Origin of the sequence: Escherichia coli DSM 30083 = JCM 1649 = ATCC 11775 (genome assembly GCF_003697165.2) — a bacterium.
GTDB classification, from domain to species: Bacteria; Pseudomonadota; Gammaproteobacteria; order Enterobacterales; family Enterobacteriaceae; genus Escherichia; species Escherichia coli.
In genome coordinates this window covers 1,011,562-1,030,342 of record NZ_CP033092.2, presented here as the reverse complement: position 1 = coordinate 1,030,342, position 18,781 = coordinate 1,011,562, and the positions used below count along the sequence as shown (strand labels likewise).

Sequence of the window (18,781 nt, the reverse complement as noted above, 5' to 3'; positions counted from 1 at the left end):
CCGATGTCGACACCTTCCTTATATGAAATGCTGACGTTCAGTTTCAGCGGCGAGTTACCGCTGGAACAGATCAGCGAGCGGGATCAGCTTATCCTTTCCGTGATGGACAATATGCAACGCATTATCAACTGCCGGGCAGGCACGCTGGCGCATTTGCCGGATTACGGTCTGCCGGATCTCAGTCTGATCCATCAGGGGATGGCTGCGGGTATTCATGGCCTGATGCGTCAGATTGAAGAAACACTGCTGCGTTATGAACCACGCCTGAGTCAGATACAGGTGGAATTACTCCCCCAGCCCCGTCCGGGGCATCTTAATTACCTGATCCACGCGCAGCTTCCCGATACCGGCTGGATACGCTTTGATGGCGTATTTTCTCCGGAAGGACGAATTGTTCTGCGTCATCTCAAACAGCAGGAGCGGGCGTACTGATGGCAAGTAACGCGAATTTTATCAGCCAGTTCGTCATGGGCGGCGATCCCTGTACGTATAAGGAATCCGGTGAACTGCAGGCTGAAATGAGTAAACTGACTCACCCGGCCCGGCCAGACGTGGACTGGCGCCAAGTGGAAAAACTCAGCCTCGCGCTGTTCCGGCAAAATGGCGTGGAACTACAGACGCTGGTCTGTTACGTACTGGCGATAACCAGACGGCAGGGGCTGGCAGGGATGGCAGACGGACTCGGTTCACTGGATATACTGCTCCAGCGCTGGGCTGACTTCTGGCCGGTACAGGTACATTCCAGAATATCACTGCTCAGCTGGGTCACAGAAAAAATGCAGCAGGCACTGAGAACGCTGGATATTCAGTATCAGGATCTGCCGCAGATCTACCGTTGTGTACAGCATCTTTCTACCATAGAAACCACGCTGCAACAGTGTGAACTGTGGCATATGACGAAGCTGGACGTATTGTCCGGGCAGTTTCGCAATACCGCATTGCGTCTGGAACGGCTGGCGCCTCAGGGAGCGGAAACCACTATCACTCCCCCTGAATTACCCCGCCGGGAAATGAATCAACCGAAAAAGTCAGAGGAAAGTCCACAGCCGGTTTTTGCAACCAGATCCGTTCAGCAAAACGATAAGGATGCCAGTCCACCCGTTCCATCCCCTGAAATCTCCCGGCAGCGGACATGGCCGATATTTATGGCCGGAATGGTTGTGATGGCCGGTCTCGGCGGAACAGGATTATGGGGCTGGTCGCAGCTTAATCAGCCGGACGCGCTAATCCAGCGAATACAACTGTCTGTCATGCCGTTGCCGCAGTCGCTGGAGAGCGGCGAACTGGCAAAGCTGGATGTAAAGGATAAGGCGCTGCTGGCTCAGGACAGAACAATTGCGGCAAGTCAGATGCAACTGGAGCAGTTAAACAAATTGCCTGCCCGCTGGCCACTGGAGCAAGGATATCGCCAGCTACGCCAGCTTGATGCCCTGTGGCCGGATAATCCTCAGGTCAGGGCGCTGAACGCGCAGTGGCGCAAACAGCGGGAGCTGAGCGCCCTGTCTGCTGAGGCACTGAATGGCTATGCTCAGGCGCAGAGCCAGCTACAGCGCCTGTCGGCGCAGCTGGATGCACTGGATGAACGTAAGGGGAGATATCTGACCGGTTCGGAACTAAAAACGGCGGTGTACGGCATCCGGCAGTCGTTAAAGGAGCCGCCGCTGGAAGAACTGCTTCGGCAACTGGAAGAGCAAAAACAGACCGGAGAGGTTTCGCCAACGCTGTTGACGCAAATTGATACCCGGTTAAATCAGTTGTTGAATCGCTATGTCATTTTACTGGATACGAAGGTGGAACAAAGTCAGTAAACATCGGGGGATTTATGTACCAATAAGGGATATGTGACCTTGCCATTTTTTAAAATGGAGTCTCTGTGTACAAAAAAAGAGAGGAACAGGCCATTCGATCTACTCGTTGATTCACATCAGATAATGAGTGTATATTTCGGTAGATAGCTTGGGTTCGGGAACAGTGAATACCTTAAGTTTCAAAAGATTGGATTAACCTCTTGACTGTGGCCCCCGCAACCAATTTATTAGAATGCTGACAAACCGCAATGTGTTCTACAAATTGCGGTTTTTTTGTATTTAAAATCTTTGTTCGCTGAACTCACAACACGTTTTTTATCTCCCTTCCTGCGAAGTAATCAATTATCGACTGGGCAACGTGTATCCCGGTTTGCTGGTATGACTCAACGGTGGCGGCCGCGATATGCGGCGTTGTAATGATATTTTTGGCATGTAGCAGTGGGCTAAATTGCGCCAACGGTTCAGAGCTAAACACATCCAGCGCCGCAAACACATTTCGTTCTTCAATCACCTGAAGTAAAGCGCCCTCATCCAGCAACTTTCCCCTTGCGGCATTGATGATCAGAGCACCATTGCGCATCATCGACAAATATTTATGACTAATGAAGTTCTCCAGCTCAGAAGAAAAAGGCAAAAGAACAATGATGACATGCGACTGCATAAAGATATCTTCAATTGATACAAACTGAACTCCAGCTTTGTCAGCAACCTGATAGTCGGGTTGTTTGTCAAAAGCTAAAAGCTCAACATCAAAACCGGATAACCTTTTCGCCAGAGTTTTACCTATATTACCGTAGCCAACCAGGCCAATCCGTTTCCCTTGTAATTCACAGCCATGCGACTCACCCCAGTAGCCATTTTGCATCGCATGATAGCTGCCAGGGATATTTCTCATGCTCGCGAAGATAAGTCCAATGATAAATTCCGCAACCGCATTTGAATTAATCCCAACCGCATTATTGACAACAATACCGGATTGCTGTGCCGCACGAAGATCAATATTGTCTATCCCCGTCCCGAATCTCGATATTATTCTCACACCAGGCAGCAATGATAGCGTGTCCGCCTGATAACCATCTTTTCCGGCGATGACCGCGCAAATAGATTCTCGTAATGCAGTGGATTCTGATTTAAGCAGATGCTCCACATTATTCTTAATAATAAGATTAAAATTATTCTCTCTTAGCAACTTGCTGGCGGAAACACAGCGTGCTGAAAAGCTGGGGAAGGTGACCAGAACATTTTTCATAGCGGACACTCACTTCAAAGAACGCCACCCCAAAAGATGGCGTGACCGGTTACTGTATTTATATTTTGAAATTATGAATTTGCTTTAATGCCGAGTGCACCTCCTGGATGATATAAGCCGAAATCAGCACGAGTAAATTTTTTCAATTCAGAGAGTGCAAGCGCCACCGCATCACCAACAACCAGAACAACAGTCGACGAGCATGACGGTGCTAAACCTAAATTATCCGCCTCACTTTTGACGGGGATTTCAACAGATAAATCACAACTTATCGCAAGCGATGAGTGATGACTGCGGGTAAAAGAGATCAAATAATTACCCATTTTTTTCAAACTAGGCAGTGTCGCCAGGATTTCCGCCGTCTCACCACTGTTTGAAATAAGAATAACAACATCGTCTTTCGCCACCATTCCAAGGTCGCCGTGTACCGCTTCCGTACCGTGAACAAAAAACGAGGGAGTTCCGGTACTGGCAAAAGTTGCTGCGAGTTTTCTGGCAATAATACCGGACTTACCAACACCAATAAAAACAACTTTTCCCTGACAAGATTGTAATACTTTAATTAAATTAGCGAATTCAGAAAGTGGGGAATAAATAACCTCTTCTACTGCTTTAAGTTCGTTATGCATAAAATGTTTAATGAGATAGATAAGATCCGTGTTATTCATTTTTATTCTCCCTGATTAATATTTTTAATTACACTCACAAGACGCGTAAGCCCCATATATAATTTTTCTCGACCGCAGGCCAGGTTCAGACGAAGGTAGCCCTCCCCCTCCGTTCCATAGACATGCCCCGCCATAATGCCCACTTTGCCTTCATGAATTAATCGACTGTAGAATTCATCAAAAGGATAACCAATAGCAGAACAATCTATCCAGGAAAAATAGCAACCATCAGCTGGCCTTACGATCAATTCTGGAATATTTTCATTCAGATACTGCTGGGTGAATTGAATGTTAGAGGCAATATGTGCCTTTAATGACTTTAACCATCCCTCACATTCGTTATAGGCAATAATAGTTGCAATTATATTCAGTACTGATGGGGAGTTTACAAAATCGCGATACCTCGATATCGTTCTGAACTTATGATTAAAATTATCGTCAGTTGAAATCATATACGATCCTGTTAGTGCAGGAACATTAAATGTTTTCGATATCGAGTTAAATACTACTACTTTTTCTTTTTTTATTTTAAGCGCGGATGTAAAGCTACGATTAAAAACAAAATCACTATGGATTTCATCTGAACATAACCAGACATTATGCCTTGTACAGCTTGCAGCGATTTTATGCAGTTCTTCTTCCGACCAGACTGTTCCTGTCGGGTTATGAGGATTACATAATAACACCATCTTTGCGCTTTTAATCTTAAGATCAAAATCTTGCCAGTTGATAGCGTAGCCCCCCTCATTTTTTATAATCAAAGAGGCTGTCAGAATATTTCGCTCGCTATGTTTAATTACATCAAAAAATGCATTATAGACAGGTGTAAAAACGAGAATATTATCACCATGCGATGTCAATAACTCTATTGCTTTTGCAATAGAGTACATCACACTGGGGCTATAGGTTATCCATTCAGGTTTAATATCTGTTTGATATTGTTGATAATACCAGTTTACTATCGCATTCAGATATTCACCATGTTGCCAACGACTGTACCCTAAAATCGGGTGTTCCAGGCGTTTTTTTAATGCTCTGGTGATAGCGTCTGGTATCGGAAGATCCATATCTGAAATAGAGAATGGTAGTACATCTTTTACACCAAATCTGTCCTCGCAAAAGTCCCATTGGGTACAATATGTTCCTTTGCGGGAAACAGGAGTATTAAAAACATCCATCAGTATATCCCCATATAGTTATCCATATCCCGACGCAGGGCGATGACTTTAGTGCCGATAATGACTTGTAGGGTATTTTGATCAAGTTTAACAACCGCAATCCCGCCAGCTCTTTTTATTGCAACTTCGTCAATCAATCCCATATCTGCGATTGTTAAACGTAAACGAGTTACGCAATTATCCAGTGACTTAATATTCTCTTTACCACCAAGTGCCTTAACCATCTGCTCCGCCGCTTGCAGCTCTGATTTATCAGGAGTTGGGATATCCGCTATAGCCGTATCTTCGTGAACGTTCAGCGTGACAGGATTGGACTCTTCACGGCCTACGGTCATCAGGTTAAATTTAAGAATGGTCCAACGGAACACAAAGTAATAAATGAAGAAATAGGCCACTTCGACACACACCGCGATCGGCCAACCTGTTCTTGTGCCACGCAATACGCCAAAGCTAATAAATTGAATCAGATCGCCAGTAAATCCCATCTTCACGCCCATATATGGCAGAACCATGTTAGCGAATCCATTCATAAAGGCATGGAAGACAAACAGCAGTGGACTGACAAATAAGAACAGAAACTCAATCGGTTCGCTGACGCCGCCAATAATCACCGTAAGCACCCCGGAAATAAGCAATGCTTTGATAGCCTTTCTGTTTTGAGCATGAGCAGTGCGATACATCGCCAGCGCGGCACCAGCCAGACCATACTGAATCATCAGTTTGCCCTGCTCCATTTTCCCCGCCAAATCCAGCGGAATGACCGCATTCTCTTTAACGTATGCCATAAACATGTTCAGGGTGCCGTAATATTCTTCGCCGCCAATCACAGCCGAACCGCCGATTGGCGTAAAGCGGAAAACTGACGTCACCAGATGGTTTAAGCCAAAAGGAATCGTCACACGTTCGGCAACTGCATAGAAGAAATAACCAACAGGACCGGAAGTTGAAATCCAGTGTCCAATGAGCATGAAAAGATTGAAAAACGGCGGCCAGATAAAAGGAATGATCAGACCAAATCCACTCATCACAATCAGTGTAATGATAGGCACCAGACGTGGGCCGCTATAAAAACCTAATGATTCTGGAATGCGTAAATTAACGATCTTTTTATACATGCTGGCGACTAATAACCCAGCAACAATTCCCCCCAACACGCTGGTATTGTAGGACTGGATCCCCAGAATGATGGTTTGCCCATGTGTCGACATTTGGTCAGCAACGACCAATAAGTCGTGCTGTTTAAGATAAAAGTTCGTTCCCAGATGCATCGCCATAAAACCAATTAAGCCAGAAAAAGCACCATAGGCTTTATCCTCTTTATCTTTTAATAATCCTAAGGGAATCGCTATCGCAAACAATACAGGTAAATTAACAAAGGCAAACAAACCAAGACTAACAATGAAATCAAGTATGGTTTTAATTATTGGAATAGCCAGAAATGGAATTAACTTTGCCATATCATCACTGGCTAAACCACTTCCCAGCCCTAGCATCATGCCACATACACTTAGCAGAGCAATGGGATACATAAATGCCTTCCCCAGGCTCTGAAAAAAACTCCAGGCTTTCTTTTGTTTCATGTGGGTTATCTCATATAAATGTTATATATAATTAGTCCATTAATACTTTGGTACGAATAGAGAGATATAATTTTTCTTCTAAAATTAATTCATATTTAAAAGTGGCATACAGATACCGTTCAATTTCATGAATTGCGCGCTGTAACAGGATGTCCTTTTCAAGAAACTGTTCATAGATATCACCAATATCTTTCTGTTTTATTTTTTCATTGCATAACACGCGACTTGAAAAATATTTAAGGTGCATCATAAATCTGGAATAGTTAAATGAACTTCTGTCCACCTTTCTGTTATAAACAACTTCAATAAGCTCCGTGATTATTTGCGACAACTCAATAATCCGTACTGATTCATAATCAACTGAATTTTCATAATTATTTAAAATATGCAATGCTATAAAACCAATCTCATCATCAGGAAGTTGAACGCTGAATTGTTCATTAATGATAGTTAATGCATCGCGACTTATCGCATACTCTGCTTTGTACAACGCTTTGATTTCATCAAGGAAAACATTATTAATTTGTATACCTGAAACGACTCGGGATATTGCATTCGAAATGTGATCCGCAAGAATCAATAGTAGCGATGGATTGAGATTTTTTTCGAGATTTTTCTCCGCATATTGCACTATTTTTTCGGCAACAAACACATACTCAATATCTACATGTTCAATCAATTTATAAAGTTTGTTTTTTTGTTCATTTCTGACATAAAAAATCCGGTTAGCCGGATGCTCAGGGACCGACATTCCATATTTTTTGTTGTAACCGACGCCAGGCCCAGAAATGATAACCTCCTGTCCATTCATCGATGCCTGTACACAATTATTGTTCATGACTTTTTCGATGATCATTCCATGGCTCCAAAAAAAAAGGCAAGGCACGTCAGAAGTAATAACTACTTCAAACATTGCCTTGCCTGATTTAACAGTTACAAGATGATTAACTAATGCGTATACATTACACGGAATTGTGCTTAATTAAAGAGATGGTCGGCTTATTTTTCAAGCCGACATTCAAATATCCGACATCAGTCACAAAACCAGCGTCTAATATTCAGGTAAATGTTATCTATTCAACGAAATATAAATTCATTGAATAAATAAAAACATTATCCCCTTCTCGCCAGCGTCGCCCCATCGGCAAAATACGCTTTAATTCCCGCAAGAATAGACTCCGCAACTTCCTGCTGGAAAGTCGCCGTTTTCAGTTTACGCTCTTCCTCAACGTTACTGATAAACGCCGTTTCGACCAGAATGGAGGGAATATCTGGTGCCTTTAGTACGGCAAACCCGGCCTGTTCAACTTGATTTTTATGCAGCTTGTTGATTTTACCGAGCTTATTCAGCACCGCTTTACCAAACTTAAGGCTGTCGGCAATGGTCAGCGACTGCACCATATCGAACATGGTGTGGTCGACATAGCGGTCACCGCTTTTGCTTACGCCACCAATCAAGTCCGAGGCGTTCTGGGTTTGTGCCAGATATTTTGCCGCAGTACTGGTTGCGCCTTTGGTTGAGAGCGCAAACACCGAGGAACCGCTCGGCTGGCGACTGGTAAAGGCGTCGGCATGGATAGAAACAAACAAGTCAGCGCGCTGTTTCTGGGCTTTTGCTACGCGCACTTGCAACGGAATGAAGATGTCTTCATTGCGCGTCATGTACACCTTCATATTGCCCTCTTTCTCGATCAGAGAGCGCAGACGGCGAGCTATTTGCAATACCACGTCTTTTTCGCGCGTTTTGTATTTCCCCACCGCACCGGAGTCTTCGCCACCGTGGCCAGGGTCAAGCATAATGACAATCGGACGATCCCGCCCAGCTTTACCCGGTTGTGGACCACTTTGTGCTGGCGGCACCTGCTTTTCGAGGTCGCCTTTGTTGTAATCCTCCAGCAGCGCCAGCAGCGGGTCCTGCATATCCTGTGCATTGGCCGGATAGAGGTCCATCACCAGACGCTCTTTAAACCCGGCGACCGGCGCAAGGGCAAACAGCTGCGGTTTTACGTTTTGCTTTAATTCAAAAACCATACGTACGGTTTGCGGGTCAAATTGCCCGACGCGCGCCGACTTGATGAACGGGTCGTCAGCGCGGATTTGCGCAGCCATCCCCTTGAGCACCGAGTTCAGGTTTACATCTTCGATATCCACCACCACGCGTTCAGGATTACTCAACGCGAACTGCTTATATTTCAGCTGACGATTTGATTCTACCGTCACGCGGGTGTAGCTGGACGCAGGCCAGACGCGCACCGCCACGACCTGGCTGACCGCAGCCAGGCTGACCTGACTTACGCTCAATAGCCACATGGCACCCGCGCCTTGCAGTAAACGACGACGGCTGATTGCAGTGTTGGATCCTGACATGCCTCTCCCGAGCAAAAGAAATCTAAGCTGTGTAACAAGTAAACGACCAATTTGACCGGAAACTTTAGCGAAAGACGCATAATCTGTCATCTATAAAACGGTAAACATTCTTTTTATATTCACGGTATTACTGATAAAAAACTCGCTCCCGCATAAAATTTACACTTGCACCCTGCGAAAAAACAGAATAAAAATACAATAATTTCGAATAATCATGCAAAGAGGTATACCGTGGTAAAGGAACGTAAAACCGAGCTGGTCGAGGGATTCCGCCATTCGGTTCCCTATATCAATACCCACCGGGGAAAAACGTTTGTCATCATGCTCGGCGGTGAAGCCATTGAGCATGAGAATTTCTCCAGTATCGTTAATGATATCGGGTTGTTGCACAGCCTCGGCATCCGTCTGGTGGTGGTCTATGGCGCACGTCCGCAGATCGACGCAAATCTGGCTGCACATCACCACGAACCGCTGTATCACAAGAATATACGTGTGACCGACGCCAAAACACTGGAACTGGTGAAGCAGGCAGCGGGAACATTGCAACTGGATATTACTGCTCGCCTGTCGATGAGTCTCAATAACACACCGCTGCAGGGCGCGCATATCAACGTCGTCAGTGGTAATTTTATTATTGCCCAGCCGCTGGGCGTCGATGACGGCGTGGATTACTGTCATAGCGGGCGTATCCGGCGGATTGATGAAGACGCGATCCATCGTCAACTGGACAGCGGTGCAATAGTGCTAATGGGGCCGGTCGCTGTTTCGGTCACTGGCGAGAGCTTTAATCTGACCTCGGAAGAGATTGCCACTCAACTGGCCATCAAACTGAAAGCTGAAAAAATGATTGGTTTTTGCTCTTCCCAGGGCGTCACTAATGACGACGGTGATATTGTCTCCGAACTTTTCCCTAACGAAGCGCAAGCACGGGTAGAAGCCCAGGAAGAGAAAGGCGATTACAACTCCGGTACGGTGCGCTTTTTGCGTGGCGCAGTGAAAGCCTGCCGCAGCGGCGTGCGTCGCTGTCATTTAATCAGTTATCAGGAAGATGGCGCGCTGTTGCAAGAGTTGTTCTCACGCGACGGTATCGGTACGCAGATTGTGATGGAAAGCGCCGAGCAGATTCGTCGCGCAACAATCAACGATATTGGCGGTATTCTGGAGTTGATTCGCCCGCTGGAGCAACAAGGTATTCTGGTACGCCGTTCTCGCGAGCAGCTGGAGATGGAAATCGACAAATTCACCATTATTCAGCGCGATAACACGACTATTGCCTGCGCCGCGCTCTATCCGTTCCCGGAAGAGAAGATTGGGGAAATGGCCTGTGTGGCAGTTCACCCGGATTACCGCAGTTCATCACGGGGCGAGGTTCTGCTGGAACGCATTGCCGCTCAGGCGAAGCAGAGCGGCTTAAGCAAATTGTTTGTGCTGACCACGCGCAGTATTCACTGGTTCCAGGAACGTGGATTTACCCCAGTGGATATTGATTTACTGCCCGAGAGCAAAAAGCAGTTGTACAACTACCAGCGTAAATCCAAAGTTTTGATGGCGGATTTAGGGTAAGCGATGAAAATCGCCGGATGCGACATGCGTAACACTCGTGCGTCGCATCAGGCAATTACGTTTATCCCCGTGAACTAAACAACGCCGCCAGACCACTGCGCCGCTCAGTACGAGTGGCGATTGCCGCACTTAATATGCGCTCATCGGCATACAGCGACAGACGGCGACGCGCGCGGGTCACCGCGGTGTAAACCAGCTCTCGCGTTACTACCGGCGTGCGTTGACTCGGTAAAATCAACGCCGCATGGTCGAACTCCGATCCCTGCGATTTATGTACCGTCATCGCCCACGTCGTTTCGTGCTCTGGCAGGCGACTCGGTTGCACAGACTTAATATTGCCGTCCGGCATCGCAAACCAGACGCGCGTCCCCTGCCCGCGATCCAGCGCAATACCAATATCGCCATTAAACAACCCAAGCGCGCTGTCATTACGGGCAATCATCACCGGTCGGCCTTCGTACCAACGAGAGTGCGGATGACGATGAATTTTGCGCTTCTGTTGCATAAACTGCTCAATTCGCTCATTCAGTCCAGCCACGCCAAACGGCCCTTCCCGCAGGGCGCACAAAAGCTGGTACTCATTGAACGCCTGAATGATTAAATCCGGCTCGGCACGCGCTTGCAGCAGATCCAGATAACGTCCGTAACCCGCAAGAGCTTCCTCAAGCATCGCAATATAATCTTCGCCGCTCTGTAAAAGTCGTTTTTCGATATCAGTAAAATCCTGCTGAAAAACGGTTTTCACTGCCGTTTTATCACCACGGTTAATCGCCGCAGCTAACTGACCAATGCCAGAATCGCTGCCGAAACGATAGCTTTTTTGCAGCAGGCAGAGGCTGTCGCGCAAAGATGCCGCTTCTGTGCCAGTTCCTGCTGGAACGTGGCTTCCCGTCAGGCGGCTCAACTGCCCGGCACGCTCGGCGGTAAAGCCCGCGTTGGCATAAGCGCAGATATCGCCCAGCACAGCCCCAGCCTCAACCGAGGCCAGTTGATCACGATCGCCGAGAAAGATCACTCGCGCATGATCGGGCAAGGCGTCGATCAGTCTCGACATCATAGGAAGATCGATCATTGACGCTTCATCTACCACCAGCACATCAAGATGCAGCGGGTTACCGGCATGATGACGTAAACGCTGGCTACCCGGCTGCGCACCCAGCAATCGGTGCAAAGTGCTGGCATCTTCCGGAATGCGTTTCTTTTGTTCATCGGTCAGCGGTAATTGTCGCAAAGCCTTGCCGAGAGATTCGGTTAAGCGCGCGGCAGCTTTACCCGTTGGTGCAGCCAGACGGATACGGCAGCGTTCGCCGTCGGCCATCTGAATTAAGGCTGCCAGCAACTTCGCTACGGTGGTCGTTTTACCGGTGCCAGGACCGCCGGAAATCACCGAAATCCGCCGCGTCAGCGCCACTGCCGCCGCAACTTTTTGCCAGTTAATTTCATCGCTTACTGGAAAAAGTTTGTCCAGGGTTTGCGCCAGTAGAGCTTCATCAACCTCAATGGCATGATTCACTTCGTTGAAAAAGCGTGCCACTGTGCGCTCGTTACACCACATGCGATTCAAATAAAGACGATCGCCACAGAGGATCATCGGCGTTGGTTCATCTCCCCGGCTGACCGCTTGTGAAGCCAGCAAGCATTCTTCCCAATTTTGTAGTTCACCGATTTCACTGACACAGGTCGCCAACAGCGGATGCGATGCCTCGTTATTTTCCAGTCGTGAAAGCGGCAAACAAACGTGTCCCTCTCCGGCATCATGACTTAATAGTGCCGCCGCGAGGGTGACGGCAGGATGTTCATCTCCCGCCACGGTCAGGGCAAACTGCACGTCCAGCGGGCGTAGCTGTTTGTGCTCCACAGCTTCCAGTAATTGCTTTTGCAATTTCATTACGCCTCCTCCAGGGTCATACTGGCAAACATCTCATCCATCAGGTCAATCAACCCGGCGTTGGGTCGGGTCGCGTAGATCCCTTGTTGCGGATGTTCTTTATCAACGCCACGCAGGAACAGATAAATAACGCCGCCAAAGTGGCGCTCATAGTCGTAATCAGCAATACGATGGCGCAGATAACGGTGCAGCGCCAGGGTATAAAGCTGATATTGCAGATCATAGCGGTGTGCCTGCATTGCCGCTGCCATAGCCTGTTGGGTGTAAGCCGAACTGTCTTCACCCAACCAGTTGGATTTATAGTCGAGCAGGTAATAACGCCCTTCGTGGCGGAACACCAGATCGATAAAGCCTTTTAACATGCCACGTACCTGCATGAACTCCAGCGGCGGGCAGCCAGCGGATAGCGGGTCAAACTGGCGAATTAGTGCATCAAGCTGGCTGGCGATAAGCGGTTCACTAATCGGCAGGTAAAACTCCATCTCCACCTGTTTATCGCGATCGGAAAGCTGATTCAGGCTAACACCCGTTTCATTGAGAGGTGCCTGGAGGACAGCCGTGATCCACTCAGTCAACACCAGTTCCCACTGCGGTTCAAAGCCACCGAGCTCCAGTTTTTCCTGTACCCAGTTCGGGTCAATCGGCTGGGTAAAATCGAGGTCTTCAAACAAACTGTGCAAGAATGTCCCCGGTGACGCACCGCGCGGGAACTGATGCGGTGTTAACGTCGGTTCTTCAACGACGCTGACCACGCCTGCGGCATCAACATCCAGCCGTGGCATCAGATCCTGAGCGATACCGTGACCACGCTGCTGCAAACCGGAGTAGCTGGTGACACGCCAGTTATCGCCGGGCAATCGTTGTAGCGTCCTCGCATTCAGTTCTGCAGTTAATGCATCATTAACCTGCCAGGGCTGGTTATCACCAATTTGTGCCGTTTGCCAGGCAATATCATCATTGCACAACGCTTCAATACAGGTACGAAGCCCTGCCGCATCTTGCGGTTCTCCTTTTTGCAGCAAACGCCCGAGCGCACTTTGGTGGACGTCGGTATCACCTTTTTTATCGCCACGACGGCGCACCAGCGGTGCAACGCCGAGACTGCAATGCCAAACCGAACGCGTCAGCGCCACGTAAAGCAAACGCAGATCTTCCGCCAGACGTTCGGCCTCCGCGAGGTCGACGCTTTCTGGCGCAGCATTAAGATCCAGAACGGCCTCAAACGAGTGGCGATCGTGATAAAACGCCTGATCCTGGACGCGGAAATTGGTAATAAATGGCAACCAGACCAGCGGATATTCCAGCCCTTTTGATTTGTGTATCGTGACAATCTGCACCAGATGTTTATCACTTTCGAGGCGCATTTGTTGGCTGGAGGCATTACTGTCTGGCTCGAGGATATGTTGCGATAACCAGCGTACCAGCGCATGTTCACTTTCCAGCTGCGTTCCGGCTTCTTGTAGCAGTTCGCTGATATGCAAGATATCGGTAAGACGCCGCTCACCGCCTGCCGTTGCCAGCAAGTTTTCTGCAATGTTACGCGCCGACATCAGCGCCCGCAGCATCGGCATAACGCCACGTTTGCGCCAGATTTGCCGATAACCATCGAACTCTTCGACGACCGCATCCCACGCATGTTCGTCATTATTCAGCGTTTCAATATCCAGCGCATTCAGCCCCATCATTGACGTTGCCAGCGCACTGCGCAGGGTGTTCTCACGTTCGGGCGTCATCACCGCCTGCAACAGCCAAAGCATCTCCTGTGCTTCCAGAGTTTCAAAAACACTGTCGCGGTTCGAAAGGTAAACGGAAGGGATTTCCAGCAGCGTTAAGGCATCGCGCACCTGAGCGGCCTCCTGGCGGCTGCGCACCAGCACACTGATGTCCGAAGCACGCACCGGACGCGCATCGTCGCCGTTCATCAGCAACGCTTCGCCGCGTTGCCCGGCTTGTAGCCAGTCGCAGATTTGCGCAGCACATACCTGCGCCATGGTACTTTGATAGTCGCCAACGCCGCAGCTTTCGCCTTCCATCAGCCACATTTTCATCGCAGGCTGCGTTTCACCTTTAAATACAAAACGTAACGCCTGATTTTTGCCGGCAGATTTCACAGGAATAAACGGTATTTCACGAAACATGAACGCGTCATCAGTCTGGCTGAAAAGTTTGTTAACGCTGTTCACCATTCCCGGTGCGGAACGCCAGTTGGTATCTAAGGTGTAGTGAGCATGAACTTCGCTACGCGCCTTCATATAAGTGAAGATATCCGCACCCCGGAATGCATATATGGCCTGTTTCGGGTCGCCAATCAGCAACAATGCGGTTTCCGGCTGATGGTGCCAGATACGGCGAAAAATTCGATACTGTTGGGGGTCGGTATCCTGAAATTCATCGATCATTGCCACCGGGAATCGCGTACGGATCGCCGCTGCCAATACCTCGCCGCTTTCACTACGCAGCGCGGAATCGAGCCGACTTAACATGTCATCAAAACCCAATTCGCCACGGCGGCGTTTTTCACGCGCTACTGTTTCGCGGATCTCAGCCAATGCGCGAGTGATCACCAGATCGCGGATCGACAATGGTTCTGCAAGCAGTTGATCGATCGCCTCAAACAGTGGATGTCGCGGGGTTTCCCCCCCGGCTTTCGTGCGATCTTCTAAGAAACGCTGAGAGAATTTTTCCAGCGACTCCGGCAACTGATAGCTGTTGGTCTCTTCTTCTGCCCAGGCGCTGATCTTCTCGATCCATTTAGCCTGATTGCTACGGTTAAACTTGCGTCGATCAATACCAGAAGATTCGATCAGCGCATCCAGTTCACCCACTGCGTCGCGCCACTGCTGTTTTACGGCATCAATACGCGCCACAATTTGCGCGTGGCGGGAAGCCAGCGTTTCATCATCGGGGGGCGGTGCTTTGATAACCGGCGCTTCGCCTTGCAGATAACGATTAATATCGCGCAGCAACGCCTGCGGCCCTTTCCAGGTTTCAAAGACGACCTGGGCAATTTCACGCGGCAGCGGGTAGCAGTGGCGACGCCAGAAATCGGCGCAGGCCTGGTAGCGTAGCAGAGACTCATCTTCAATCAGCTGCTGCTCAAACAGCATGCCGGATTCAAAGGCATTCAGGTTGAGCATGCGCTGGCAAAAGCCGTGAATAGTAAAGACTGCCGCTTCATCCATCTGCCGCTCGGCTAACAACAACCACTGCGCGGCTTGCGCTTTATCGTCGATCTCTTCCAGCAGGCGTTTGTACAGTGGATTGTCGGTGGTTTCACGCAGACAGGCGATGCGCAACTCGTGGATATTGCTACGGATACGACCACGCAATTCTGCCGTAGCAGCCTCGGTAAAGGTCACCACCAGCAGTTCTTCAACGGTCAGCGGGCGGGGAAAGGCGGCAGAACCGCCTAGTCCAAGTAACAGGCGCAAATAGAGCGCCGCAATCGTAAAGGTTTTGCCTGTGCCGGCAGAGGCTTCAATCAGGCGCTCGCCCTGTAAGGGCAAGCGCAAAGGATCTAGTGTCTCGGCGACATCACTCATTCTTTTCACTCATCAGGGGCATTGTTTGCTGCAACGCGCTGACGTTCTCCCACACTTTCCAGCCTTCAGGATGCACATATTCGGCTTTCCCGTTCTGGCTGCCGGAAATCTGCGACAGAATAGCCATACCTTGCGGCTCGACCACCGCCTGATGGAAGAAATCAGCAAGTTTTTGCGGCGTCAGCAGTTTTATCTGGGCCACGATTTTATCACGCGAATCGAAGCGCATATTGCCGCGATCGAAATCTTTACTTAACTTCGATGCTTCTTCGCCGAGCGTTTGCGGTGCCTGCAGCATCTGAGTAATTACCGCCTGCTGGATTTGCGCAAACTCCTCTGGCTTCATCGCCCGCAATTTTGCCTCTGCGGTTGGGAAAAACGCCTTGTAACGCTCCCACAAGAATGAAGGCTGTTTATCATTGCTTTGCAAAAGGAAGCCCATGCCCCACTGACGCCCCACGCTCATTGGAAACGCAAACACGGCATAGCCCAACTGTTCTTCGGTACGCAACTGATTGTAGAACCACGGCTGTACGATCTGCCCCAACAGAGAACTATACGCTGAGCTGGTGTATTCATCGTAGCCAGTCGGTACAAATACCGCTGCCAGTGCGGAGTCGGTGCTGTTACCAGCTTTTTCAAAGATGACGGATTGTTTTTTATCGACCACGACATCTTTGTTACGACACCACTCTGAACCATCAGCGCCCAACTGTTTTTGCACATGGCGTGCCAGCGTTGTTGCCTGGGCTTCAGTCATGTTGCCGATAACCATAAACTCTGGTCTAGCCCCTGATTTTAAGGTGTCGCGATAGGCCAGCACCTCTTTCAACGTAATGGAGGGCAAAATTTTGCGCCGTTCATCTCGCGAGAAGTACGGCACTTGCGAGAGCATCTGCGCGGGCATAATCGCCTGCTCAAACGCTTTGCCCTTTTCTGCGGAATCCATCATCTGGTTATACCAGGACTTCGCCTGCTCAAGCTGATCTTCCGTAGCGGTATAGCTAAAGTAGCCCTCCAGCAGAGCCTGGAACAGCTGCGGCAGGCGCTGAGTGTAACCATTGGCATTAACCATAAGGCCGTTGTTAGCATTGGTGGAAAAACTTATGCCACCAACCGACGCCTGGTTGCTTAACTGATCAAGCGCCAGCCCTGCGAGATAATCATTGAGCGCAAACATCACCTGATTGCGGGCGCTGTCCATGGCTTTCGGATTACGCAAAATCAGGCTGACATCAGCTTTGGGCTCGCTGGCAAAATAACGGCTTGGCGCATACACCACGCGCAGATTCGACTCATCAACAATCAACTCTGGATGGTCGTATTTCTTCTCTGACTTAATCAGCGAGAAATCGTCAGGAATATAGGGGTTAAGCTCCGGTAAGGAGAGCGCAATATTGGCGGCTTTTTTCTGCCAGTCCGCGAAAGTTTGTTCGCTGATTTTATCGACTTGATACGGCGCATCGACAAAATAAGCCGTTTTATTGTGCGGCTCTTTCGGGCTGATATACCAGATACGCGCATTCTGCGGCGTCATCATCGCCAGACGTTCTTTTACTGCTTTAGCATCGTACCGATCGGCAATATTGACTGCATCCAGTGTATGCTCAACAGGAACGCGAATCATGGTATCTGCCAGCCATTCGACGTAATCCATATCACGGGTGATTGACGGATAACGGAAGTCGATATCCAGCACATTCGCCAGTTCATCGAAGTATTGTTTATCGATCCCTTTTTCACGTAACAGATTGAGATAGCTAAAAATGGCCGCCACAACCTGATCGCGATTCGCCAGACCTTTATCGGTTAAAGACGCAAAGATCGCTAATACGCCGCTGTTGCCGTTGACGATAGGATCGGAATTGGCGCTAATACCCTCAACTAATCCCTGCTTTTGCAGCCAGTCAGAAAGTGTACCAGGGCTGCGATTACCAATCAGATAGGTAATCAATTCATCCGTTTTACTACGGAACTTCGCTGAATTGTTATCGATGCGAAACTCAACGCGCAGAACTTTACGCGGCAACGCCGGGACGTAATGAATGATAATGCCCTTTTGCGCGTCGGTGACTACCGGCACGGTGATTTCCGGTTTTTTGCTCTCTTTGTTCGGCACGCGACCAAAGGTGTCCGCCGCCATTTTCGCCAACTCCGGCAACGGTTTATTGCTGTAAATAACCGCCTTCATCAGATTGGCGGAATAGTACTTCTCGTGGAAATCTTTCAGCGCCTGCTGTACCGGATTACCTGGTTTGTCGCTTAAAGTTTCGAGGTTACCACCAGAAAACTTTGAACCGGGGTGTGCCGGGTTAATGGTTTCTGCGCTGACCTGTGCCATGCGCATCCCGTCACGCGTACGCGCCATGGTTAATTCGGCATTCACTGCATTACGTTCACGTTCGGCGTATTTCTTGTCGAGCAAGGGTTCTGCAATAGCGTCCGCCAGGCGGTCTACCGCACCGGGCAAGGCGTCGTTCTCAACTTCCAGATAGAAAGCCGTGCGATACGGTGCCGTGCTGGCATTGTGACTGCCGCCGTGCATTTTGAGATATTCGGCCAGACTGTCAGCCTGCGGGTACTTTTTCGACCCCATCAGACTCATATGTTCAAGGTAATGTGCCAGCCCCTGGTACGCCTCAGGATCTTCCAGCGACCCAACGGGCACCACCAGCGCCGAGAGCGATTTAACTGCCTGCGGATCAGAAACCAGTAAGACCACCATACCGTTATCCAGACGTATAGCCTGATACTGGCGGTTATCTTTATCACTTTTACGGATGGTTTCCTGAATCGGCTGCCATCCCGTTTCTGCCTGACTTAAGGGTGCCCAGAGGGCAACAAACAACAATAATGCTTTGAACCAGATGCTGCGGGGCATTCACGGACCTCATAATCAACTTTATTTTCTGGCCAGATTCAACACGTTAACGCAAAT

Annotated in this window: 12 protein-coding genes; 3 read left to right on the top strand and 9 right to left on the bottom strand. The window is 49.0% G+C overall.

The features are described 5' to 3' along the window. Positions 1–3: 3 nt before the first annotated feature. Together tssE and EAS44_RS05790 are read left to right on the top strand one after the other, a co-directional pair. Positions 4–432, top strand: a complete 429-nt coding sequence (gene tssE / locus EAS44_RS05795; protein ID WP_000106967.1) for a type VI secretion system baseplate subunit TssE — start codon at positions 4–6, stop codon at positions 430–432. Continuing rightward, positions 432–1,808, top strand: coding sequence for a VasL domain-containing protein (locus EAS44_RS05790; RefSeq protein WP_000157825.1), 1,377 nt, complete (start codon positions 432–434; stop codon positions 1,806–1,808). Before tssE ends, EAS44_RS05790 begins: the two co-directional genes overlap by 1 nt. A gap of 301 nt (positions 1,809–2,109) precedes the next feature. On the opposite strand, the gene EAS44_RS05785 is transcribed toward EAS44_RS05790, so the two are convergent. From EAS44_RS05785 to amiC, 6 genes are all read right to left on the bottom strand, one after another. Then, positions 2,110–3,057, bottom strand: coding sequence for a phosphoglycerate dehydrogenase (locus EAS44_RS05785; protein WP_001331592.1), 948 nt, complete (start codon positions 3,055–3,057; stop codon positions 2,110–2,112). Positions 3,058–3,128: 71 nt separating this feature from the next. Continuing rightward, complete coding sequence (locus EAS44_RS05780; protein WP_001066237.1) at positions 3,129–3,725, bottom strand: KpsF/GutQ family sugar-phosphate isomerase; 597 nt, start codon at positions 3,723–3,725, stop codon at positions 3,129–3,131. Positions 3,726–3,727: 2 nt separating this feature from the next. Continuing rightward, complete coding sequence (locus EAS44_RS05775; RefSeq protein WP_000382413.1) at positions 3,728–4,903, bottom strand: MalY/PatB family protein; 1,176 nt, start codon at positions 4,901–4,903, stop codon at positions 3,728–3,730. Next, entirely contained in the window at positions 4,903–6,483 is a 1,581-nt protein-coding gene (locus tag EAS44_RS05770; RefSeq protein ID WP_000810553.1) for a PTS transporter subunit EIIC, read from the bottom strand. Before EAS44_RS05770 ends, EAS44_RS05775 begins: the two co-directional genes overlap by 1 nt. Before the next feature lie 31 nt (positions 6,484–6,514). Beyond that, positions 6,515–7,339 carry a PRD domain-containing protein gene (locus EAS44_RS05765; RefSeq protein WP_001314100.1) on the bottom strand — a complete coding sequence of 275 codons (825 nt, stop codon included), beginning with the start codon at positions 7,337–7,339 and terminating at the stop codon, positions 6,515–6,517. Between the two features lie 257 nt (positions 7,340–7,596). Continuing rightward, on the bottom strand, positions 7,597–8,850 hold the full coding sequence (gene amiC, locus EAS44_RS05760; RefSeq protein ID WP_000016907.1) for an N-acetylmuramoyl-L-alanine amidase AmiC: 1,254 nt from the start codon (positions 8,848–8,850) through the stop codon (positions 7,597–7,599). A gap of 231 nt (positions 8,851–9,081) precedes the next feature. On the opposite strand from amiC, the gene argA reads away from it, so the two are divergent. Continuing rightward, positions 9,082–10,413, top strand: coding sequence for an amino-acid N-acetyltransferase (argA, locus tag EAS44_RS05755; protein ID WP_000237947.1), 1,332 nt, complete (start codon positions 9,082–9,084; stop codon positions 10,411–10,413). A 61-nt stretch (positions 10,414–10,474) separates the two neighbouring features. On the opposite strand, the gene recD is transcribed toward argA, so the two are convergent. From recD to ptrA, 3 genes are read right to left on the bottom strand one after another with little or no spacing between them, the layout of a single operon-like run. After that, positions 10,475–12,301, bottom strand: coding sequence for an exodeoxyribonuclease V subunit alpha (gene recD / locus EAS44_RS05750; RefSeq protein WP_000775938.1), 1,827 nt, complete (start codon positions 12,299–12,301; stop codon positions 10,475–10,477). Next, positions 12,301–15,843: an exodeoxyribonuclease V subunit beta gene (recB, locus tag EAS44_RS05745; RefSeq protein ID WP_001331589.1), complete on the bottom strand. Its 3,543-nt coding sequence runs from the start codon at positions 15,841–15,843 to the stop codon at positions 12,301–12,303. The genes recD and recB overlap by 1 nt, the downstream gene beginning before the upstream one ends. After that, entirely contained in the window at positions 15,836–18,724 is a 2,889-nt protein-coding gene (gene ptrA, locus EAS44_RS05740) for a pitrilysin (protein ID WP_001138098.1), read from the bottom strand. The genes recB and ptrA overlap by 8 nt, the downstream gene beginning before the upstream one ends. Positions 18,725–18,781: the final 57 nt, after the last annotated feature.